This is a genomic window from Neobacillus cucumis, assembly GCF_016908975.1.
Lineage (GTDB): Bacteria > Bacillota > Bacilli > Bacillales > Cytobacillaceae > Neobacillus > Neobacillus cucumis.
The window spans coordinates 103995-126912 of the sequence record NZ_JAFBEX010000014.1 but is presented as its reverse complement, the minus strand read 5'-3'; the positions used below and the strand labels follow the sequence as shown (position 1 = coordinate 126912).

Genomic DNA, 22918 nt, shown 5'->3' with positions numbered 1-22918 from the left:
AGTCCTAAAAAAAATAAATTTTTTCAAAATAATTACAGACAATTTTACTACTGATTGGTAAAATAGGAGGAGAAAAGGAGATGAATAAGTGTGAAGGCTTTAAAAACATTTTTTTGTAGTTTTGTAGTGGTTTGCTTATTTGCTATTCTTCCTTCTGTTGCATTTGGGGAAACTACTGCCAAGCAGATTAAACCAGCGGGTGAACCAATCGGTCAGCCGTTCAAGTCATTTGGTAAGTCGATGATTACCACTGCACCGAAAAGTCCACTGATTAAATCCAAGGTTCAAACTCAATCTTATACGAGCCCGGGAGATTACAAACTCGTCACCAATGGGCAATTCGTAGATTACTTGTATGATAGTTGGGATACCATACATACGATTACTTTTGGAAGTGTATCAAGCTACACAACCGATTTGATGGACATTCAAGTCACCGATTCTACCGATTATTACTATCTAAAAGATGCAATTACATCCATTGAGTTTTACAAAAATAATGGTGGTACTTTGGCGTATGCTGGCTATACCCAATTTGATACATCTGGCTATCAAACCGTTAATCTACATTCCTATGTTTCAAAATCGACATTTAGCGATCAACCATATATCTATATGAGATTAGGTGTTGCAGATTCAATTTATGATACATATTATTCCGATACAACACTTTTCCAAGTGAAAAATCCTTATTATGTAATAGCTGATACTACTCCGCCAGCCAATCCAATTGTCAAAGCTGTCAGTGATAAGGATACGACGATTTCTGGGACGGCAGAAGCAAATTCCACTGTCTATGCGAAATTAGGAACGTCAACAATTGGCAGTGGTAAGGCGAATTCATCTGGAAGCTTTAGTATTTCCATCTCACCTCAAAAGGCGGGGACAACCTTGACCTTTTATGCCCAGGATGCCGCTGGAAACAAAAGCGGAAACGTGACGGTTACGGTTACGGACAAAACTCCGCCGGTCAAACCAACTGTTAATAGCGTTGGAGATAATCAAACGATTGTCACAGGTAATACGGAAGCAAATGCAACTGTAACCATCAAAGTCGGCAGTACTGTTTTAGCAAGTGGAGCAGCTAACAGTTCAGGTTATTTTACTCTTAAACTGACGGCTGTACAAAAGGCGGGCACCACCTTAACGGTTTATGCCACTGATAAGGCAGGGAACCAAAGTTCAACCAATTTAACTGTATTGGACAAGACTCCGCCTGCAGCTCCGACTGTCAATAAAGTAACGTATACTTCAACTAATGTAACGGGTACAGGTGAAAAAGGATCCAAAATTTATATTTATCGAGGAACAACATTACTTGGAACCGCAACAGTTGATACCTACGGGAAATTTACCGTAGCAATTACGAAACAGACCAAAGGGGCACAACTTGAAGTGATTGCTATGGATAACGCCTACAATCAAAGTAAGTCTGTATTTGTAACAGTCTATTAAAATACGGTAATATTGACAAAGCAAAAAACCTGAAGCACACCATGCTTCAGGTTTTTTTGCGGTTTGGGGAAACGGGCAGAATCATGGGGACGGTTCTTATGATTCGGAATCAGAAGAACCGTCCCCGCGCTTCCCGCGCTTCCACAGGAATCAAGAGAACCGTCCCCGTGCTCCCTGTGCTCCTATTTCCACACATCATTCGCAATGGAGATGACATGTTTCATTTTTTCCCATTGTTGTTCTTCGGTTAGTAGGTTTCCGTCTTCGGTAGAGGAGAATCCGCATTGCGGGCTTAGGCATAGTTGGTCTAAATCAACATACTTAGCCGCTTCAGCGATACGTGCTTTGATTAGCTCAGGATCTTCTAAATCCCCAAACTTCGAAGTGATTAGTCCTAGGACGATTTGTAGATCTTTACGATTTACGTGTTGAAGCGGAGCAAAGCCACCAGAACGCTCGTCATCAAATTCTAAGAATAAGCCGTCTAAATTTAATTGGCCAAAGATATATTCAGATGCATTATCATAACCACCGCTTGCGGTATAAGTAGATTTAAAGTTTCCACGGCAGATATGCATCGTAATCACCATATCCTCTGGTTTGTTAGCGATCGATTCGTTAATCGCACGAGTGAAAATCTTAATTAACTCTTCAGGAGTATAGCCTTTTTCAGCAATCTGCTTATGACCTTGCTCAGAGAAGAACACCGCCCAAGAAGTATCATCTAATTGCAAATAGCGGCAGCCTGCATCATAAAATGCTTGGATCGCTTTTTGGTAGGCTTTAATTAAATCATCAAAGAATACGTCTTTATCAGGATAAACTGCTTCTTCAATCGTCCCTCTAAAGAAAAGCATATTCGGGCTAGGGATAGTGAATTTTGCGACATGGTCACCCTTGATGCTATGCAAGAATTTGTAGTCATCAATAAATGAGTGCGTCACAAAATCAAGCTTGCCATTTACCTTTAGTCCGTGAGCTTTTGTTTGGACACCGTGAAATTGAATTCCCTGTTCAGCTTCATAAAGCTCTACGCCCTCAAGTCCTGCAAGGAAGTCAAAATGCCACCAGGCACGGCGGAATTCTCCATCTGTTACCGCTGAAAGACCCACTTCCTTTTGTTTTTCTACTAATTTAATGATCTCTTCATCTTCTATCGCACGAAGCTGTTCAGCTGTGATTTCTCCGTTTTCTTTTTGAAGACGTGCTTGTTTCAATCGCTCTGGGCGAAGGAAGCTTCCGACATGATCAGCTTTGAAAGGTGCTTTTGTAAGTGTTTTTGTCATATTATCTCGCTCCTTTAAAAATATAATTTTAATTATATATATAATTTTCAAAAAATGCATAGATGAAATATCTTCTAATCTTTATAACGAATGGTCCTTTGAGATAGCATTCCGATGTACCTATACTTTTTTCTATAATTTTCGGAACTCCTTTCAGGATTCAACAAATTTTAAATTCATGATTTCATATTGTAATAAATGGTATTTCTATTTATGATAGAGGAAAGTTTTATGAAAGGTTAAAGTCATTATGGATCAAAAAATATTACCAGCCTCTGCAAATATGAAAGAATTTGAGCGTTTTTTAAAAAGCTCATATAAAATCGGTATTTTTTTGGACATGCATATAGGCCAAATGAAAAATATCAGTAAGTTGGCGAATCAATTCGAAAAGAAGATGATTTATCATGTAGACTTAATCCACGGTATTAAAAATGATGAATTCGCGACAGAATTTATTTGCCAGGAATTCAAACCTTATGGGTTAATCTCAACGAAGGGAACAGTCATCCAAAAGGCCAAGCAAAAAGGAGTCGTCGCCGTACAACGTATGTTTTTGATTGATACTCATGCGATTGAGAAAAGCTACAAACTCATTCAGAAAACACAACCTGATTATTTAGAAGTACTTCCAGGTGCAATGCCAAAAATGATTATGGAAGTCAAAGAACGGGTAAATATCCCAATTTTTGCAGGAGGTTTAATTCGGACAACTGAAGACGTCCTAGCCGCTCTAGATGCAGGTGCCTCAGCTATAACGACATCAAAACGAGATCTTTGGGAGTATTTTGAAAAAAATCAGGAAATGAATGAATTGTACTGAGCATTTGTTACTTTAAATATTAATACTATTCAAATCCGATTTTTGATGATAAGATAAAGGTAAGTTAATAATTGGTAGGAGAATCGGAGAGACCACAAAAACATTATCTTTTTAGATAATGTCTTTTGTGGTCTTTTTTGTTTCCTTTTAACAATCCACTTAATGGGAGGATAATTCAAATGAAATTTTCAAACCTTTATCGTAGTGATATCGTCGATCACCTGAAAAGTCAGCAATATGATGTTTTAGTTATTGGTGGAGGAATTACTGGTGCAGGAATTGCACTAGATGCAACAACAAGAGGAATAAAGACTGCACTTGTCGAAATGGAGGATTTTGCGGCAGGTACATCGAGTAGATCCACAAAGTTGGTTCATGGCGGACTGCGGTATTTAAAACAATTTGAAGTAAAAATGGTAGCTGAAGTAGGTAAAGAACGAGCAATCGTCTATGAAAACGGTCCTCATGTGACAACACCCGAGTGGATGCTTCTTCCTATTCATAAGGGAGGGACTTTCGGTAAAATCAGCACATCAATTGGGCTGCGGGTTTATGACTTCCTCGCAGGCGTAAAGAAGTCTGAACGCCGTAAAATGTTATCAGCGAAACAAACCATAGCAAAAGAGCCGCTTGTCAAACAAACGGGTCTAAAAGGTGGGGGCTCTTATGTGGAGTACCGTACTGATGATGCAAGATTAACCATTGAGGTTATGAAAGCTGCGGTTGAAAACGGGGCCATTGCTTCTAATTATACAAAAGTAATGAAGCTTATTTATGAAAATAGAAAAGTGGTTGGAGCTTTAGTTCAAGACCAGTTAACCGGTGAAAAATATACCATTCATGCAAAAAAAATCGTCAATGCTGCTGGTCCATGGGTTGATTCCATCCGAGAAATGGACCAATCAAAAACCGGCAAGGTCCTCCAGCTTTCGAAAGGTGTCCATCTTGTCATTGACCAATCTCGCTTCCCATTAAAACAAGCCATCTATTTTGATACACCTGATAGACGCATGGTTTTTGCCATACCAAGAGATGGAAAAACATATGTAGGAACAACTGATACTTTTTTTAATGAAGATGCGGTTAGCCCAACGATGACAGTTGAGGATCGCGATTACATTATTAAAGCGATTAATTATATGTTTCCTGACGTAGAAATAAGTAAAAAGGATATTGAATCCAGTTGGGCTGGAGTTCGACCTCTGATTTACGAGGAAGGAAAAAGTGCATCCGAGATATCACGGAAGGATGAAATTTGGAAATCTAAATCAGGTCTGATTACCATTGCTGGAGGTAAATTAACCGGATATCGTAAAATGGCGGAAATGGTCGTTGACCTGTTGGCTAAAGAGATGCAGATGGAAGAAGGAAGAAACTTCCCGGCATGCCAAACAAAAAAACTCCCAATTTCCGGTGGTAATGTTGGCGGTTCCAGTCAATTTGCTTCCTATGTATCTAAGCATATCAATCAAGGAAGAGATTTGGGGCTTACGAAGGTAGAGACTGAAAGTTTGGCACGAACTTACGGTTCAAATATTAAGGCAGTTTACAAACTCTTATTAGAAAATAAAGAAGATGCTAAGAAATACGAACTTCCTCTTGAGTTATTCGCAAAGCTTGTTTATGCATTGAATCAAGAAATGATTGCTACTCCTATTGATTTCTTTAATCGTCGGACCGGAGCCATTTTGTTTAACATTCAATTAGTGCAAAGGTGGAAAAAACAAGTCATTGCATATATGGCGGATAAGTTTAAATGGACGGATCAACAAACGAAACATTATTCTTTAGCCTTAGAAGAGGGTTTACTAAGGGCCGTTACCCCTATAGATGAAAAAGACCTAATTACTAAAGCAGCGAGTGGACATTAAAATAGAAATGAAAAACGGTAACAGGTTCCGTTAACTATCGCAAACAAAAAAATGTAATGGAAAATGACCTTCAAATTGTATGGTAATTTGGAGGTCCATTTTTGTTGAGGGATATTAATAATTATTGGAGACAATTTGTAGTGCAATTTTTATATTAAAATGTAGGGGTACAATAGCCATTGTACCGCAGCAAAAGATACTACATTTTTACTTGCAAATTGATAAACAGAAAAATATTTTCCTCTTTAAGGTTAGGCGCTGTTATAACTGAATGTTGGTTTCACTGCGAATGAAAAATAAACGGTAAAATTCCGACTAAATTAGGAAAGACCCTATTTCCGTATAAATAAGGGTAGTTTTTCCGTTTATATTATCCACGTCTTTGGATTTTATCCTATTAAGAGCAGTTAATCGGAATATCTTCGCTTCTTAAGCTTCCCTATGGACATTAGCAGGAAATTCTCTGCCTATGAATTCTGATATCTACACAAAAATCGATACGAAGAAGGCGGAAATGGTTTGCAAACTTCCGAAGAATTAGCAATTAAACGCAAAATAGCAAACCCTTGCTATTTCTAATGTTTTTTAATCTCTCTAGCCTTAAATTGCTTTACATTATTATAGTGCAAAAAGGATTGCATTTTCCTGTGCAAATTGACGTTTTGCGATAGGAAACGGAACCCGTTAGAAAAAAGGGGTGGCTCTCATTTTTAGGCTTACCCCTTATATAAAAGAAGGCTGTACAAAAGGTTTTTGTTTAACAACCTTTTGTACAGCCTTTTCTACTAATTTACCAATTTATTTAAACTCCATTGCAGCTTTAACTGCCTTTTTCCAGCCTGTATATAGAGTTTCGCGTTCTTCTTCACCCATTACAGGAGTAAAGGCACGATCCATGTTCCATTGAGCAGCAATTTCTTCTTGGCTTTCCCAATACCCAACTGCTAACCCTGCTAAATAGGCGGCACCTAATGCAGTAGTTTCCTTGATAACAGGGCGTTCTACTGGAACATTTAACAGATTGCTTTGGAATTCCATTAAGAAGTTATTGGCAACAGCTCCCCCATCAACACGTAAAGCTTTTAATGAAATTCCTGAATCAGACTCCATTGATGTGAGTACATCCTTTGTTTGGTAAGCAAGAGACTCTAGTGTAGCACGAATAAAATGTTCTTTTGTTGTACCACGAGTTAACCCAAATACGGCACCACGTACATCACTATCCCAATATGGGGTTCCTAACCCAACAAACGCAGGCACAATATAGACGCCATCTGTAGAAGATACACTGGTTGCATATTCCTCGCTCTGTGCAGTATTCCTAAACATGCGGAGCCCATCACGTAGCCACTGGATTGCAGAACCAGCAACGAAAATACTTCCTTCTAAAGCATATTCCACTTTTCCGTTGATTCCCCATGCAATTGTTGTTAATAATCCATGTTCAGATTTTACCGCTTCTTCGCCAGTATTCATTAGCATAAAGCAGCCAGTTCCGTACGTATTTTTTGCCATTCCTTTTTCATAGCAGACCTGTCCGAATAATGCAGCCTGCTGGTCACCAGCTACCCCTGCAATCGGTACATTGCATCCGAAGAAGTGATAATCAACTGTATCTCCATATACCTCTGAAGATGGGCGGACTTCAGGAAGCATAGAGGCGGGGACTCCAAGGATCTCCAATAATTCCTCATCCCATTTAAGTTCATGAATGTTATACATCAATGTTCTCGATGCGTTGGAATAATCTGTAACATGTGATTTACCACCTGATAACTTCCAAATCAGCCATGTGTCAATCGTTCCAAAGAGAAGCTCCCCTCGCTCAGCCTTTTCTTTTGCACCCTCCACATTATCTAAAATCCATTTTACTTTTGTTCCAGAGAAGTAAGCGTCAATTAAAAGCCCTGTTTTATCTCTAAATAATTGGTCATATCCGTTTGCTTTTAATTCTTCACAGATTCCAGCAGTTTGGCGGGACTGCCAAACGATGGCATGATAGATCGGCTGACCTGTTGCTTTATTCCAAACAACAGCGGTTTCACGTTGATTGGTGATACCGATTCCAGCAACTTGTTCTGGTTTTACATTTGCATCAGTTAAGCAGGTTGCGATGACTGCTAAAATGGAACCCCAAATTTCATTCGCATTATGTTCCACCCAGCCTGGTTTAGGGAAGTATTGTTGAAATTCCTGTTGTGCTACATGCACTATTTCCCCTTTTTTATTAAAAAGAATTGCCCGTGAGCTGGTTGTACCTTGATCTAATGATAAGATGTATTTTTCCATAATTATAACTCTCCCCTTTGACGAATTTATGCGCTTACTTTTTCTAATTCTGGTAAATCTTGTGGTTTTTCACTAGCAAAGTAGGACACTGCTAAAATAACAAGTGATGCCCCTATAACGTACCATAAAGCTGAAGTTGTTTTTCCAAGGAATGCTGCTTTATAGAACAAACCTCCAAGGCTTCCGCCAAGAATGGGTCCGACAATTGGAATCCATGCATATCCCCAATTCGAACTTCCTTTACCAGGAATCGGAAGAAGCGCATGGGCTAATCTTGGTCCGAAATCACGTGCTGGATTAATCGCGTACCCTGTTGTTCCTCCTAAACTCAAACCGATACTAACAATGAGGAAGCCTACCACAAGCGGATTTAATCCATCTGTAAATTTATTTGCACCTATTGCTAAAATACCTAAAACCAGAATAAAAGTACCAATTATTTCGCTTATTAAGTTCGCAAACGTATAAGGAATAGCAGGCCCTGTTGCAAAGGTTCCTAGTTTTGCACCTGGATCATTCGTTACCCTCCAATGTGGCAGATATTGCAAGTAAACCACAACCGAGCCTACAAAGGCACCAATAACTTGTCCGATAATATAAGTTGGAACCTGGCTCCAGGGAAGATTCCCAGTGAATGCTAGAGCAATTGTTAAAGCCGGATTTAGATGGGCACCGCTAAATTTTCCCACGGCATATGCAGCAATTGCTACTGCAAACCCCCAGCCAAACGTAATCACAATCCATCCACTTCCATTAGAGAGCGTTTTCTTTAAATTTACCCCTGCGCAAACACCCGCTCCTAACGTAATTAAAATAGCCGTACCGATTAATTCCCCCCAAAATGCTGTCATAATTGACCTCCCTGAAATAAAATGACGAAGATAATAATAGAAACAAAAAAAGGAGACCACAAAATATCCCCCTAAGGGGAAAATTTCGTGAGTCTCCATGTTCTCTTTCACATAATATCAACTTATCTACAGTATAAAGTCTAATTGTAAACGTTGTCAATAGATTCATAGAATATTTCTAATCATCTATTATAAAGTTGTTTGTCTATCTTTTGTTCTGCTAGATTTTTTCCTATGGATAGAGAGATTTATTTAACCGAAATAAACAATCATCATTGTGAAAAACTATTTGTGAGAAAATATTGATTTTTATAAAAATTTATTCTAATATATTAAAAGACTGATTATTTAGAAAAACGAAAGAATATAAGGGGGTACTTTTATGGGAGTCATCGAGAAAATCAGCAGCTTTGCCGGGAAGACCTTTACATTATGGGTGTTAATCTTTGCGGTTATTGCTTATAAATTTCCTAGTCATTTTGTAGGGTTAGGGGGCTATATTGTTCCATTATTAGGGATTGTTATGTTTGGAATGGGTCTAACACTAGAATTATCGGATTTTAAAGAGGTATTTAGAAGACCAAAAGAAGTGGCGCTTGGGGTAATCGGACACTTCATCATTATGCCCTTGTTGGCCTTTTTATTGGCAGTCGGCCTGCACTTACCGAAAGAAGTCGCGGTCGGAGTTATTTTAGTAGGATGCTGCCCGAGCGGAACAGCTTCCAATGTAATGGTGTTTCTAGCACGAGGAAATGTCGCGTTGGCGGTAGCGATTGCCTCTGTTTCTACCATTTTAGCGCCAATTGTCACGCCATTGCTTATTCTTCTGTTTGCGAGCAAATGGGTGGATGTCAGTGTGTCATCATTATTCCTTCAAATTATACAGGTTGTAATTGTTCCATTGGCTGTTGGCTTTATCATTAAAAAATTATTCGGAAAACAAGCACAAGCAGGTGCGAAGGCAATGCCGCTCGTTTCCGTTATTGCAATTGTGTTAATAGTGTCAGCAGTTGTAGCCGGCAGTGCGGCTAAGATTGCTGAAACTGGATTGCTTATTTTTGGAGTTGTTATTCTTCATAATTTGTTAGGATTCACGATTGGCTTTTTCTTTGCGCGTCTTTGCGGAATGGATTTGGCTAAGCAAAAGGCGGTTGCAATGGAAGTTGGCATGCAGAATTCCGGATTGGGAGTTGCGATTGCTACAGCCCATTTCTCGCCATTATCAGCAGTGCCGAGCGCGATTTTTAGTGTGTGGCATAACTTGTCTGGTTCCGTTCTCGCTAATCTTTTCAGCCGGATGAAGGAAAAAGAAGGTAAGAATCCAAGTATGAAACGTGTAGGTTAATATTGAAAAGCGATCCAGCTCGGTGTGTGAGCTGGATCGTTTTTTATAAGTAAGTACAACTAAGTTAGTCCAGTGTTTTTTTCGGTCACAAATAATAAGAATAATGCTGCTAGAAGCGAAAAATTATCGTGTCCGGACGCCATTTACGCTCCCTCCTGATAATTCTCAGAATCTAACAAAAACTTTGTTATTTACAATAATCATATATTTATATATAATCCTATATAAATACTTGGAATTAAGATGGGGCGTGCAAATATGACCATAGGCATAACATTAATGGGTTTGTTGGTTGGTTTTTTGGTAGGATTAACAGGAGTGGGTGGAGCAGCATTGCTTACGCCATTGTTAATATTGTTAGGAGTTAATCCCTCGATTGCGGTAGGGACAGACCTTGTTTATAACTCAATAACGAAGCTATTCGGTGTTTTTGGCCATTGGCGACAAAAAAACGTAAATGTTCAAATGGTTAAATATTTAGCAATTGGGAGTATACCGAGCGCGGCTATCGCGATTACCGCCCTTCATTTCTTTGAAGCTGCCTACCATAATCAGGAACAGATCATTCGAAATGCCCTTGGCTATGTTCTTATATTTGTTTCCGTTGCGGTCATCATCAAAACTTTTTTTGAAAAAAGACTACGTCCTAATCGCTGGCAGTCAAAGCCTTTGAGCGAGAAAAAGGGGCTGACGATCTTAATTGGCTGCGTCTTTGGATTTATTGTCGGCCTCACATCATTAGGTTCGGGTTCTTTATTCGCGGTGGCGATGATTTATCTTTATAAAATGAAGACTTCAGAGATGGTTGGTACGGATATTTCACATGCATTTCTACTTGTTACGGTTGCAGGATTGCTTCATATTGGTTTTGGAAATGTGAATTACATGCTTGTAGGAAATCTTCTCACGGGATCAATCCCTGGAGTGCTCATCGGGAGTATGATTTCAAGTAAGGTTCCAGCGAGACCCTTGCGGGCAATTGTGGCGGTATTGATTTTTGTTAGTGGGTTAAAGTTAGTATAAAAAACGTATAGGCTTCTAAAAATGACTATCAATTTTTGATAGTCATTTTTTATGGTAGAAAAAACCCCGATGAATGAAATTATTTGCTTCCTTTGCTCAGTTCTAGTTGGACTGGGCTTTTTTTATGCATTTAAAAATAAACTTTTCTTTTTTTAAATCTATTTTCTCCTTTTCACCAACTTTTCACCATTCTCTATTAATATTCATTACATCAGATAGCGAAAGGAGGATAAAGATGAATTCAAAAGCAAAAAAGGGTATTTTCTGGGGAGTCATCATTGCATCTTCGGTACTAGTTTTTAACGTTCTCCACTTTCTACTAGGTGGGAGCAGCGCTTATGCTAGAGGACCTGGAGAGCATGGTGGAATGGGACCCCGCGGCGGATTTGGCGGCGGCCACCAAATGATGAATGGCCCTCACCAGGAAGGTGGATTCCCTTGGCTTTTTCTTATTATTGGACTAGCTGTTCTAGTTCTATTAGTAAGATGGCTAAATAAGAAGTCCAAAACTTCTTCTATGCAACAATTTATTGACACATCACTTACAGGTTCACATATTCCAGTAACAAATCAAAATGCAAACATCCTAGATCAATGGGAAAAAAATATTTTAACCAAAAAGGAGAATGAATAGAATGGGTATTTTTAAACGATTAAAAACAATTACAATGGCGGAAATTAACGGATTACTAGATGGTATCGAAGATCCGATTGCCATGTTAAATGAGTATTCAAGAGAAATGGAACAAGAAATCGTTAAAGGTCAGCAAGCGTTAGCTCGACAAATTTTTGTAGAGAAAAAACAAGCGGCTCTTATTTCGGAGACAAAAGCATTAGTGGACAAGCGTACGCGTCAAGCCAAACTAGCGCTTGAACAAGGCGACGAGGCCATGGCTAAACTAGCGGTACAAGAAAAGCTTAACAAAGAAAACCAGTTGAAAGTTTATGTGGATCAATTAGAGTCAATTAAGGGACAAACCCAAATCCTCTTGGAAAAACTGGATCACCTCAAAGAAACCTACAACCAAATGCAGCAAAAGAAAATCTTGTTAGCGTCTCGCGCCAATGTGGCTCAGTCCATGAAACAAATTCAAAAAGTGACCGTTTCCTTCAATACCGATGATATTGCAAGAGGCGTAGCGCGTGCCGAAGAGAAAATTCTATTAATGGAAGCAGAAGTCCAAGCAGGCAACCAGTTTGCAGCTCCATTAGCCCAATTCGATGCGGCCTATGACAACTATGTAAGCGACGAAGAACTCAACAAAGAACTAGAAAAACTAAAGAACGAAAAAGAAAAAGTCGCAGCATTATAAAAAAGGAAGCAGGGGGACGGTTCTCCTGCTTCCTCGAAAGTTTGGCAATCATACCTAAAGCAGAACCCCTTTCACTTATTGTGTAAAGGGGTTCTGCTATTATTAACCTAGATTGGGAGCGGAAGAACCGTCCCTATGATTCCCGTTGATTTGGAAGCGGAAGAACCGTCCCTATGATTCCCGTTGATTTGGAAGCGGAAGAACCGTCCCTGTGATTCCTGTTGATTTGGGAGCGGGAAGGACCGTCCCCATGATTGCCCTTTTATGCGGCATTTCTTATAGCGGCTTCCTTTTGTTTTGTTTCTGGGAAGGTTGCTACTAGGAAGATGTATAGGCTTGATACGGCGATGAAGAAGATCATCGCTGGTGTGTATCCGGATGTTCCTAGGATATAGCTCCAAATAATGGTTGCAATGGTTTGTCCCGCGTAGGCAATTGCCCAAAATAGTCCGAACATGATTGTCAATCTTTGTGGTGTCATCCCTTTTAATTCATGAGGGAGATTCAAAAAGATTGGGTACTGGATATACATTGCAAATCCGGAAACGGCAATTAACGTGTAAGATAAAAGTGGAACTTTATTAGCGAACACAATTGCAAAGGCAAATGTCCCTACCATGACAATTCCGGAGAACAGAAGGGCTGGCTTGCGCGGTACCCCTTTATTCCCGATTCGAATTCCGGCAAATGTACCGAGAATACCGAAGCCTGAAATTAATAGATTCGTTACAGATCCATTTAATAATGTATACTGGTCAAAAATCGCTTTAAAGCTTACCAGTGATAAGACATACAAAGTTAAAAAGGAAGCAAACGCTAGACCATAACGCCAGAGAAATCCGTCCCTGAGTGCATCTTTGTAACCATAAGTTTCAGCTTTTTCACCTGAAACTCGTGTCTCAAAGGTCTCCGCTTTCCAAAGCCAAGCGATAAAAAACAATAGTGTTAAAGAGGCAAAAAACGTTAACGTTAAACGCCAATTAGCGACCATTTGTTTAGCAAAAACCGTAAATAAAACGGCGACAATAAAGGCACCAGTATTATAGGCCACTGTATTAGCAGCATTAATGCGCAACTTTACTTGTGAATTTTTTACATAGTGAGCAACAACTGGATTCATGTAAACAATTACCATCGAGCCCCCAACAGCCATGACCATTCTTGCAAGGGTATAGGCCCAGTAATTAGGCAGATAAATGGCGACAAGCCCCATCATCAATAGACCGATAGCCGTTCCTGCCGCTTTTTTAGGTCCTAATTTCATCAGTACGACGGCTGCTAAAATATTTGCAAATACACGAGCTGTCGTAATCGAATAGTTCACTAATTGAGAAATAAGGGGATCCACCGGACCACCGAAAAACGTTGCGGTAATCTGCGGTGTCAAGGAAGAACCTGCGACCCAGTTCATGGCAAAGGTTACATAAGCCAGCCATAAAACTGCCATCATAAAATAACCTTTTTTAGTGTGATTCATCGTTTTCATGTCCTCATCTTCTTTCATATCATTAGAGAATTTATTTCTTGTAAAAGGTCACTTAAAATTTTCCTTAGATTACTGGTTTCATTGTTTCTTTTAGGACAATAACAGAGTGATCAAATTGTTGTTTTTCTTTTTCATTTAAGTCGATCTCGATGACTTCGCGGATTCCGCCACGGTTTATGACAGCTGGAACGCCGATAAATACATCTTGATGACCGTATTGTCCGTCTAGATAAGAGGATACAGTTAGAATGCAGTTTTCATTATTTAAAATTGCCTTTGTGATTCGAACAAGAGACATTCCAATTCCGTAGTAAGTAGCGCCCTTGCGTTCAATGATATGATAGGCCGCATCACGAACATTCACAAAAATATTTTCTAGGCTTTCTCTGTTGAGTTTTTCAGCTGGAAGCTCTTCTAGTCTTTCCACCCCTACTGAGGCACGGCTCCAAACTGGAAGTTCTGTGTCTCCGTGTTCACCAATGATATAGGCATGAACATTCCGAGTGTCCATGTTAAAATGTTGACCAAGCGCAGTGCGAAGACGAGCAGAATCTAAGACAGTACCAGAACCAATTACACGTTCTTTTGGCAGACCAGACTCTTTCCAAGTCACATAGGTTAAAATATCAACTGGGTTGGTTGCGACTAAGAAGATGCCGTCAAAACCACTTGCCATGATGTTTTTAATGATTTCTTTAAAGATTTTGGTGTTCTTTTCGACTAATTGTAAGCGAGTTTCGCCTGGCTTTTGAGCCAATCCGGCTGTAATAACAATTAAGTCTGCCGTTTCACAATCTTGGTAAGTTCCGCTCCATACATTGATAGGGGACGGTGCAAACGGAATTCCATGATTTAGGTCCATCGCTTCGCCTTCTGATTTTGCTTCATTAACATCTATAAGGACTAATTCTTCTGCTACTCCTTGGTTAATCATAGAATAAGCATAACTACATCCAACTGCACCTGTTCCAATTAAGACTACTCGATTTACTTTTTTATTTCTGCTGTCCATGTTGACCTCTCCCTTATATATAGAAAATGTATTAATTAACAAGTTGATGGTGTTAGTATATCACTATATTGTGAAGTTTTTCACAATGAATATGGCATAATGATGAACATTTGTATGGAAACCTTTACATTTTGAAGTAAAGGTGGTATGCGGTTACATGAGGAAGCATGGGGACGGTTCTAGTGATTCGGAAGCACAAGACCGTCCGAGACCTGTGAAAAACTAAACCCTATTACTATAATTTTCTGTTATATAAAAAAGAGTGTATACTTGATTCTTTGGCTCTAGTAGAAGCACAAGAGACTCCCTCTTTATGATTGTGGTATTTGGTCGTACCTATTATTTTATAAGGGTGTTCTTTATTAGAAACGAAAATGGACACCTTGAGGTGCCCATTTTTTATTCCCTTTTATATGATTTTAATAATTAATATAGTTGGAAATTTCCCACAGGTCTCGAACCGTCTTTGTGATTCCCGATGATTTGGAAGCACAAGAACCGTCCCCATGATTCCATTTAGATTACAGGTTTCATTGTTTCTTTTAGCACGGTAACGGAGTGATCGAATTGTTGTTTTTCTTTTGCATTTAAGTCGATCTCGATGATTTCGCGGATTCCGCCACGGTTTATGACAGCTGGAACACCGATAAATACATCTTGGTGACCGTATTGTCCGTCTAGATAAGAAGATACCGTTAAGATACAGTTTTCATTATTTAATATTGCTTTTGTAATTCGAACAAGGGACATTCCAATTCCGTAGTAAGTTGCGCCCTTGCGTTCAATGATATGATAGGCAGCATCACGGACATTCACAAAAATATTTTCTAGGCTTTCTCTGTTGAGTCTTTCAGGTGGAAGTTCTTCTAGTCTTTCCACACCTACTGAAGAACGGCTCCAAACCGGAAGTTCTGTATCCCCATGTTCGCCAATGATATAAGCATGAACATTCCGTGTGTCCATGTTAAAATGCTGACCAAGCGCAGTGCGAAGACGCGCAGAATCTAAAACAGTACCAGAACCAATAACGCGTTCTTTTGGCAGTCCAGACTCTTTCCAAGTCACATAGGTTAAAATATCAACCGGGTTGGTTGCGACTAAGAAGATTCCGTCAAAACCACTTGCCATGATGTTTTTAATGATTTCTTTAAATATTTTGGTGTTCTTTTCGACTAATTGTAAACGGGTTTCTCCTGGCTTTTGGGCCAATCCTGCTGTAATAACAACTAAGTCTGCACTTTCACAATCTTGGTAAGTTCCGCTCCATACTTTGATAGGGGAAGGAGCAAACGGTATTCCATGGTTCAGGTCCATCGCTTCGCCTTCTGATTTTGCTTCATTCACATCAATAAGAACTAATTCTTCAGCTACTCCTTGATTAATCATAGAATAAGCATAACTACATCCAACTGCACCTGTTCCAATTAAGACTACTCGATTTACTTTCTTATTTAGGTTTTCCATAATGTAAACTCCCCTTTATATAAAAATTTAAAAGATGATTTCGTATGATATTTAACATTAACAAGTTGATGATGTTAGTATAGCACCTCAATTGTGATATTTTTCACAATAAATATGACATAATGATGAACATTATGAAGCATGGGGACGGTTCTCTTGATTCAATGGTGGAAGCAAAGGGACGGTTCTCGTGATTCGGAATCACAAGAACCGTCCCCATGAACCCCCCGTGCCCCCCCCTTTTTCACCAAGATTTCACTATTCTCTATTACTATTTTTTATATAGAATGCATAGGGAGGAGAATGTTGTTTGAATACGACTACGTGGATTTTTATTTATTTGGGGGTAGCGTTGGTTGGGGGGTTACTTCCTTTTTTGAGAGTGTTTTTTGCTCATTTCCACAATCTTGTTAACCTCATAGTTAGTGCTTGTTTGGAAGGAGGGAAAATTCATCTTTATCCGGATGGCTCAGGTCAGACGACAGGGAGCCAAGCATCCCCTTTTAAAAAGGCGTTGATTTCATATGCCGGCTATTCGGTTGCTTCCTTGGTCGGAATTGGTTTACTTTATCTCGTTACCAGAGGAAACTATCAATACGTTATTTATCTATATGTAGGACTTGCAGTGCTTGCCATATTGTTGTGGATCCGCAACGCCTTTGGAGTCATATGGGGAATTTCCGTTGTTGCGCTATTGGCCACACCAATTTATCTCCGCTACAACAATGTATTGCCTGTGAATGTAAACGTTGAGACGGTTCTCGTTCATATGAGTATTTTCCTAGCATCGGTGCTATTTGTCCAATCACTTCTTGGAGCATTTCAGGTTTGCAGGCAATCATTTATGTCGAGGAGCAATCCGAAGAGGAAAGCGGCATTGGTTCAAACAAAATATATCCCGGCTGCTGTTTTGGGCATCATTCTGTTTGGACAAACTGTCCTAGCTGGTTACTTTTTTGCACTGAATTTTATTAGTCTGCCATTTAGTTTGGATATGAATTTGGCGAATCATCTTTTAGATGTCAAAAATCAAATCTGGACGACGGTTAGTGGGAAATTTTAAGAGGCAAAGGTATTAAAAGGTTTCAACAAAAAAGTCGGGCTGTTTTCGCAAAGAAAACAGCCCAATTTTATATAATTCTTATAAGTACTAGAGCTATTGTTAACAACCCGGCAGAATTCTTTAAATACTAAGCGTATTGCCCTTTTCCATAAATATCATTATAATTATAGATGTCTAATTACTTACTTAGAATACAACGAACATAGTGTAGAAAGAGGTGATTATTATGAACTTTAATCCAGTATCCAGCAAGAAATTATATATGCAAATCTATAATCAAATTCTTTCAGAAATCCAATCGGGTTCATTTAAAATAGGCGATAAACTGCCAGCTGAAAGAGAACTATGCGAAATGTTTGGTGTAAGTCGTGCTCCTATTCGTCAGGCCCTAAGCGCCCTAGAATTAAATGGGATTATTTACTCACGCCAAGGCGAGGGTGTTTATGTCAAAAGCAATCAGCTTGCTACTGATCAATCCTTCTTTAAATCCATATCCCCTGAAGATATTGTTGAGGCAAGAATGAACATCGAGCCACTTATTGTCCAATTTGCAGTCCAAAGAGCAACTGATGAAGACATAGAGGAGCTTCGTTCAACCATCAAACAGATGGAAGAGGAAACCAGTTCTGGAGTATACGTACCAGAAACAGACGAGAAATTACATGCCGGTATTGCCAAGGCCTCTCATAATGATTTATTTATCAACATCATGGCTGATATTATTAATGCGATGAAACAACAGGAAATGTGGAAATTTATTCGAGATCGGACCGTTACTCGACCGGACTACCGAGAAGTTAATTTCAAAGAACATCAATTACTAATTAAAGCAATAGAGGATCGCAACGAAAAAGAAGCAGTGAAAATTATGACCAATCATATGCAGAATTTATATGATAGGTATTGGAACAAGGATTAAATGAACCAACCTGTCAAAACAGTATATAGTCCAATACGTTAAATTCCCCGTAAATACAATGGGGAATTTTTTTATTGATAGAAAAAATGTCCATCAACTGACTTTTTCTTATTGACAAGCAAATTCAATAAACGTATATTAAATACATAACATCTTAGTAGACAAGTGAACAAGAGGACAAGTGAGTAGGGATTAAATACGTTCAAACAAAGGAGGAGACAATGAGAGCAGCGGTTATTGATCAACCATTTTCAATCGTTTTGAATGAGGTTCGCGAACCGGAAATAATGCATGCTAATCAGGTCAAAATTCAAGTGGTCGTAACTGGAATATGCGGATCAGAAATTCATGCTTACCACGGTACACATCCTTTTCGAATCCCGCCAGTCATATCAGGACATGAACTTGCAGGAGTGGTTGTAGAAACAGGTTCAGACGTCTTGGATGTCTCAGTCGGGGATCGTGTTACGGTAGAGCCGCATTATGGATGTGGTGAATGCAAATCTTGTAAAGCTGGAAATTATCACATCTGTAAAGAAAAAAGGGTGTTAGGTACACAAGAATGGATTGGCTCTTTTGGTGAATTTATTGTTGTTCCGGAAAACACCATTGTAAAGTTACCAAATAATGTATCGTTTGAACAGGGAGCCCTAATCGAACCCCTTGCAGTGGGCGTTCATGCGGTTAGAAAGGCCGGAGTAGGGCACAACGATAAAGTAGCTATTCTCGGTGCAGGCCCTATAGGTTTGGGGTTAATGATTGCGGCAAAAAATGCAGGTGCAACCAAGATCTTCATAACAGATGCTTTGGATTATAATTTAGAAATTGCCAAAGGACTGGGTGTTACTACTGCCATTAATACAAATGATGAGGATGCAGTTGAAAGGATATTGGAAGAAACAGATGGTGACGGAGTAGACACAGTATTTATCGCCGTTGGAATTCAATCCGTCCTGAATGATTCTTTCAAGATCGTCAAAAGAGGCGGAAAAGTATCCGAAGTAGCTCTTTTTGGCAAAAAACCAGAAATCGATATCTCTTACATTCAAAATAAAGAGATTGAATTAATTGGTTCTAACATGTATGTGAGAGAGGATTTTGAGATCGCAGCAGAAGCAATCGCAACTAATCAATTTGATACCACTTTGCTTATATCAAAGGTTATACCAATTGAAGATATTAAGGATGCTATGAATCTAGTTGACCAAAAACTAGAGAATGTTGTAAAGGTTTTATTGAAATTTTAAATGTTACATATTTTTGTAGCTTTGATCTTTTTTTAAAAGTTTAATGTAAGGGTTTGCAACGATTATAGAGGAGAATGATAGGAGGAATTATTTTGGATATACTTCAATTAGAGCGTTCAACTACTAAAAAGGTGACGTTACGATTAATTCCATTTTTATTTTTATGTTTTACCATATCGATACTTGATCGGGTAAATATTGGATTTGCAGCATTACAAATGAACCAAGATTTAGGTTTTTCTAATGCGGTTTTTGGATTTGGGGCAGGGATCTTTTTCCTTGGGTATTTCCTTTTAGAGGTCCCGGGCAGTGCCATTATGACCAAAATTGGACCAAGAAAATGGATTAGTAGAATCATGGTTACATGGGCCATCATTGCCATTTTTATGGCTTTTGTAAAAACTCCCTTGCAATTTTATACCGCTCGATTTCTTTTAGGGGTTGCGGAGGCAAGTTTTTATCCATGTATGGTCTTTTATTTAAGTGGTTTTTATCAAACGAAACATCATGCAAAGGCAATTGCCGGATTTATGGTGGCTATACCAGGGGCGAATGCATTAGGTTCACCACTCTCCACATTCTTACTAGGAGTTCACTGGATGGGATTGGAAGGTTGGCAATGGCTGTTTATAATGGAAGCGATTCCAGCTATTATTTTAGGTATTATCTGCTATTTCTATCTGGACGATAAAATTGAAGATGTAAAATGGTTAAATGCCGACGAGAAAAAATGGTTAATGGATATTACCACAAAAGAGAAACTTGAAAAACAGGAAGTCAAACACTACACTTTCTTGCAGGCTTTAAAGGATCGTGATGTTTTAATCTTATCTATCGGATATTTTTGCTGGATGATTGGATATTACGGGATTGTTATGTTTTTACCAACCATTTCAAAAGGTTTAACGGAGGCGACATCCCTTAGTACTCAAACAATGGGCTGGGTTTTAGGATTAATGTACGTTTGTGCGATGGTCACTATGATTCTAGTTGGCAACCATTCCGACAAAAAGAACGAGCGGCGCTTGCATGTTGCCGCATGTTTAACAACTAGTGCCATTGCCATGGTCATTAGTAGTTTTGTCGCCAATACTAGTATTGTTCTATCGTTTGTTTTCTTAACCATCGCTCTTTGTGGGGCATTTGGTGCGTACTCTCCATTCTGGTCGATTCCGCCATCCTTCTTAACTGAGGCAGCAGCAGCAGGGGCGATTGCACTTATTAACAGTATCGGGAATCTTGGTGGTTTCTTTGGACCGTATATTGTTGGATATATTAAAGATGTAACAGGCTCATTTAATGCTAGTATGGTTTTCTTAGGTGTAAGTTTGATTATCGGCTCTTGTATTATTGTTTTCCTAGTCAAACAGTCAGGTAAGGCCTTAAGGACAAATGTTGATAATAACTTGAAAAAATCTAGCTGAAAAAATAATTAATTAAATAATATCATCTAGCCAGCTAAAACCTTCGGAGCACAATTTTTGTTGACCGAAGGTTTTTTTGTCTTTAAAGGCAAAGTGAGTTTTTTATAGATTTTACAAATGGTTAATTTTTTATAAAATCTGCATTGACAAATATGAAAACGGTGATATACTGAGTTCATAAGTTAACTTAGTAGACAAGTAGACAACAAGTTAAGTTGATAAAAATTAAATGAGGTGAATGGTATGAAAGATGTTGGTATTGAAGAATTAAAGCAAAAAGCAATTGAGATGAGGAAAACAGCTCTCACGATGATACACAAAGCGCAAGCCGGGCATCCTGGTGGTTCCTTATCTGCAGCTGATGTGGTAACGGCACTTTATTTTAAAGAAATGAATATAGATCCAAATAATCCCCAGTGGGAAGATCGTGATCGGTTTGTTTTATCAAAAGGGCATGTTTGTCCAATCCAATATTCAGCATTAGCATTACGGGGATATGTACCATATGACACCATTTACACTCTAAGAGAATTTGGTTCACCGTTCCAAGGACATCCAGATATGAAAAAGTGCCCAGGTATTGATATTTCGACAGGCTCGTTAGGACAGGGACTTTCTTGTACAGTAGGTATGGCACTAGGAGGCAAACGAGATTCAAAGACTTACCGAGTTTTCGCCATGTTAGGTGACGGTGAGTGTCAAGAAGGTCAAATATGGGAAGCAGCACAAAGCGCTGTTAAATATCAGTTAGATAATTTAGTAGTATTCGTTGATGATAATGGATTGCAAATTGATGGTACAACCGAAGAAATTATGCCAAACCAAGATTTAGAAAAGAAATTTGCGGCTTTTGGCTTTGAAACGAAAAGAATCAATGGACATTCGATGGAAGAGATTGTTGAAACACTAGATGGGATTCGCGAAGCTAAAAATGGAAAGCCCAAATGTATCGTCCTTAACACGGTAAAAGGTAAGGGAGTATCTTTTATGGAACATTCGGTTACATGGCATGGGGTTGCTCCAAACGATGGCGAATTTCTTAAAGCTGTAGAAGAAGTAGTAGGGGGGTTAAAATAATGAGCTTAATGGAAAAAGATATTTTAGTCAAAAAAGCGACCAGAGATGCATTCGGTGATGAAATTGTCCGTTTAGGGGAAAAAAATAAAAATATTTATGTGGTGGATATTGATATCGGTAAATCATGTAAGACTACAGCATTTGCAAATAAATTTCCAAATCAGCATGTCAATGTTGGTATTGCAGAACAAAATGGTGCTGGATTAGCGGCAGGACTTGCGACAACTGGTAAGATCCCGTTTGTAAGCACTTACGCAGTATTTGGTTCTTTAAGAATGGCGGAGCAGATCAGACAAGAAATTTGTTATCCGAACCTAAATGTAAAAATTGCTTGTTCTCATGGCGGACTTACTCCAGCGAGTGATGGGGCAAGTCATCAAGCTATTGAAGATATGGGCGTACTAAGAACGATTCCAAATATGACGGTTATTATGGGTGCTGACTATCATTCTACTAGAAAATTAGTCGAACAAGCGGCTGAAATGTATGGTCCTGTATACCTTCGTTTTACAAGAGATACAGTGCCGGTTCTATATGATGAAAATGAAGAATTTACGATTGGGAAAGCTAAACAGATTAAGGACGGGAAAGATATCGCGGTTATTGCAAACGGTGACACCGTCTATCTCGCTTTAGAAGCGGCAAAGCGATTAGAAGGAGAAGGAATATCTGTCAAACTATTAGACATGCATACGATAAAGCCGCTCGATCGGGAAGCTGTCGTTGACTGTCTAAATGTTGGCAAAATTATTACAGTTGAAGACCACAATATTTTAAATGGTCTCGGAAGTGCAGTATGTGAAGTAGTGGCAGAAGAAGGTAAGGGGATTGTCAGAAGAATTGGAGTTCAAGATCAATTCGGTCAGTCTGCTCCATATGAAAAATTGTTAGAGCTTAATGGAATTACCATTGAAAATATTGTCACTACAGCAAAAAATTTAGTCCAAAACTAATAAATCATCGAGGAGAG

19 protein-coding genes are annotated in these 22918 nt (G+C 38.9%); 13 read left to right on the top strand and 6 right to left on the bottom strand.

What is annotated here, in order from left to right; genetic code table 11:
• Window positions 1–90: 90 nt before the first annotated feature.
• Window positions 91–1455: an Ig-like domain-containing protein gene (locus JOC76_RS30750; protein ID WP_205180302.1), complete on the top strand. Its 1365-nt coding sequence runs from the start codon at window positions 91–93 to the stop codon at window positions 1453–1455.
• A 182-nt stretch (window positions 1456–1637) separates the two neighbouring features.
• Here the strand turns inward: JOC76_RS30750 and JOC76_RS19155 are convergent, their stop codons facing one another.
• Window positions 1638–2741 carry a 5-methyltetrahydropteroyltriglutamate--homocysteine S-methyltransferase gene (locus JOC76_RS19155; RefSeq protein WP_205180300.1) on the bottom strand — a complete coding sequence of 368 codons (1104 nt, stop codon included), beginning with the start codon at window positions 2739–2741 and terminating at the stop codon, window positions 1638–1640.
• 250 nt (window positions 2742–2991) lie between these two features.
• On the opposite strand from JOC76_RS19155, the gene JOC76_RS19150 reads away from it, so the two are divergent.
• On the top strand, window positions 2992–3564 hold the full coding sequence (locus JOC76_RS19150) for a glycerol-3-phosphate responsive antiterminator (RefSeq protein ID WP_205180298.1): 573 nt from the start codon (window positions 2992–2994) through the stop codon (window positions 3562–3564).
• Between the two features lie 179 nt (window positions 3565–3743).
• The gene (locus JOC76_RS19145; protein ID WP_205180296.1) at window positions 3744–5435 is read left to right on the top strand and encodes a glycerol-3-phosphate dehydrogenase/oxidase; all 1692 of its coding nucleotides are present in this window, start codon (window positions 3744–3746) and stop codon (window positions 5433–5435) included.
• A 798-nt stretch (window positions 5436–6233) separates the two neighbouring features.
• On the opposite strand, the gene glpK is transcribed toward JOC76_RS19145, so the two are convergent.
• Both glpK and JOC76_RS19135 read right to left on the bottom strand, forming a co-directional pair.
• Window positions 6234–7724: a glycerol kinase GlpK gene (gene glpK / locus JOC76_RS19140; RefSeq protein WP_205180294.1), complete on the bottom strand. Its 1491-nt coding sequence runs from the start codon at window positions 7722–7724 to the stop codon at window positions 6234–6236.
• Between the two features lie 26 nt (window positions 7725–7750).
• A complete protein-coding gene (locus JOC76_RS19135; RefSeq protein WP_205180283.1) occupies window positions 7751–8575 on the bottom strand; it encodes an MIP/aquaporin family protein in 825 nt (274 codons plus the stop codon).
• A 382-nt stretch (window positions 8576–8957) separates the two neighbouring features.
• Here JOC76_RS19135 and JOC76_RS19130 point away from each other — a divergent pair, with 382 nt between their 5' ends.
• From JOC76_RS19130 to JOC76_RS19115, 4 genes are all read left to right on the top strand, one after another.
• On the top strand, window positions 8958–9920 hold the full coding sequence (locus JOC76_RS19130) for a bile acid:sodium symporter family protein (protein WP_205180281.1): 963 nt from the start codon (window positions 8958–8960) through the stop codon (window positions 9918–9920).
• Between the two features lie 258 nt (window positions 9921–10178).
• Window positions 10179–10943 carry a sulfite exporter TauE/SafE family protein gene (locus JOC76_RS19125; RefSeq protein WP_205180279.1) on the top strand — a complete coding sequence of 255 codons (765 nt, stop codon included), beginning with the start codon at window positions 10179–10181 and terminating at the stop codon, window positions 10941–10943.
• A 235-nt stretch (window positions 10944–11178) separates the two neighbouring features.
• Window positions 11179–11577, top strand: coding sequence for a hypothetical protein (locus tag JOC76_RS19120; RefSeq protein WP_205180277.1), 399 nt, complete (start codon window positions 11179–11181; stop codon window positions 11575–11577).
• Window positions 11570–12256 (top strand): PspA/IM30 family protein, encoded by a 687-nt coding sequence (locus JOC76_RS19115; RefSeq protein WP_205180275.1) that lies wholly within the window; start codon window positions 11570–11572, stop codon window positions 12254–12256. The genes JOC76_RS19120 and JOC76_RS19115 overlap by 8 nt, the downstream gene beginning before the upstream one ends.
• A 262-nt stretch (window positions 12257–12518) precedes the next feature.
• On the opposite strand, the gene JOC76_RS19110 is transcribed toward JOC76_RS19115, so the two are convergent.
• The 3 genes from JOC76_RS19110 to JOC76_RS19100 all read right to left on the bottom strand — a co-directional run bounded on the left by JOC76_RS19110 (window position 12519) and on the right by JOC76_RS19100 (window position 16218).
• Window positions 12519–13742, bottom strand: a complete 1224-nt coding sequence (locus JOC76_RS19110) for an MFS transporter (protein WP_205180273.1) — start codon at window positions 13740–13742, stop codon at window positions 12519–12521.
• 64 nt (window positions 13743–13806) lie between these two features.
• The gene (locus JOC76_RS19105) at window positions 13807–14754 is read right to left on the bottom strand and encodes an L-lactate dehydrogenase (protein ID WP_205180271.1); all 948 of its coding nucleotides are present in this window, start codon (window positions 14752–14754) and stop codon (window positions 13807–13809) included.
• 516 nt (window positions 14755–15270) lie between these two features.
• Window positions 15271–16218 (bottom strand): L-lactate dehydrogenase, encoded by a 948-nt coding sequence (locus tag JOC76_RS19100; protein WP_205180262.1) that lies wholly within the window; start codon window positions 16216–16218, stop codon window positions 15271–15273.
• 310 nt (window positions 16219–16528) lie between these two features.
• On the opposite strand from JOC76_RS19100, the gene JOC76_RS19095 reads away from it, so the two are divergent.
• The 6 genes from JOC76_RS19095 (at window position 16529) to JOC76_RS19070 (ending at window position 22901) form a co-directional block, all read left to right on the top strand.
• Window positions 16529–17281, top strand: coding sequence for a M50 family metallopeptidase (locus JOC76_RS19095; RefSeq protein WP_205180260.1), 753 nt, complete (start codon window positions 16529–16531; stop codon window positions 17279–17281).
• 226 nt (window positions 17282–17507) lie between these two features.
• Complete coding sequence (locus JOC76_RS19090) at window positions 17508–18200, top strand: FadR/GntR family transcriptional regulator (protein WP_205180258.1); 693 nt, start codon at window positions 17508–17510, stop codon at window positions 18198–18200.
• A 221-nt stretch (window positions 18201–18421) separates the two neighbouring features.
• Entirely contained in the window at window positions 18422–19447 is a 1026-nt protein-coding gene (locus tag JOC76_RS19085) for a zinc-dependent alcohol dehydrogenase (protein ID WP_205180256.1), read from the top strand.
• Between the two features lie 92 nt (window positions 19448–19539).
• Window positions 19540–20871 carry an MFS transporter gene (locus JOC76_RS19080; protein WP_205180253.1) on the top strand — a complete coding sequence of 444 codons (1332 nt, stop codon included), beginning with the start codon at window positions 19540–19542 and terminating at the stop codon, window positions 20869–20871.
• Window positions 20872–21105: 234 nt separating this feature from the next.
• Window positions 21106–21948: a transketolase gene (locus tag JOC76_RS19075; RefSeq protein WP_307784743.1), complete on the top strand. Its 843-nt coding sequence runs from the start codon at window positions 21106–21108 to the stop codon at window positions 21946–21948.
• Window positions 21948–22901: a transketolase family protein gene (locus JOC76_RS19070; protein ID WP_205180250.1), complete on the top strand. Its 954-nt coding sequence runs from the start codon at window positions 21948–21950 to the stop codon at window positions 22899–22901. The genes JOC76_RS19075 and JOC76_RS19070 overlap by 1 nt, the downstream gene beginning before the upstream one ends.
• Window positions 22902–22918 lie beyond the last annotated feature (17 nt).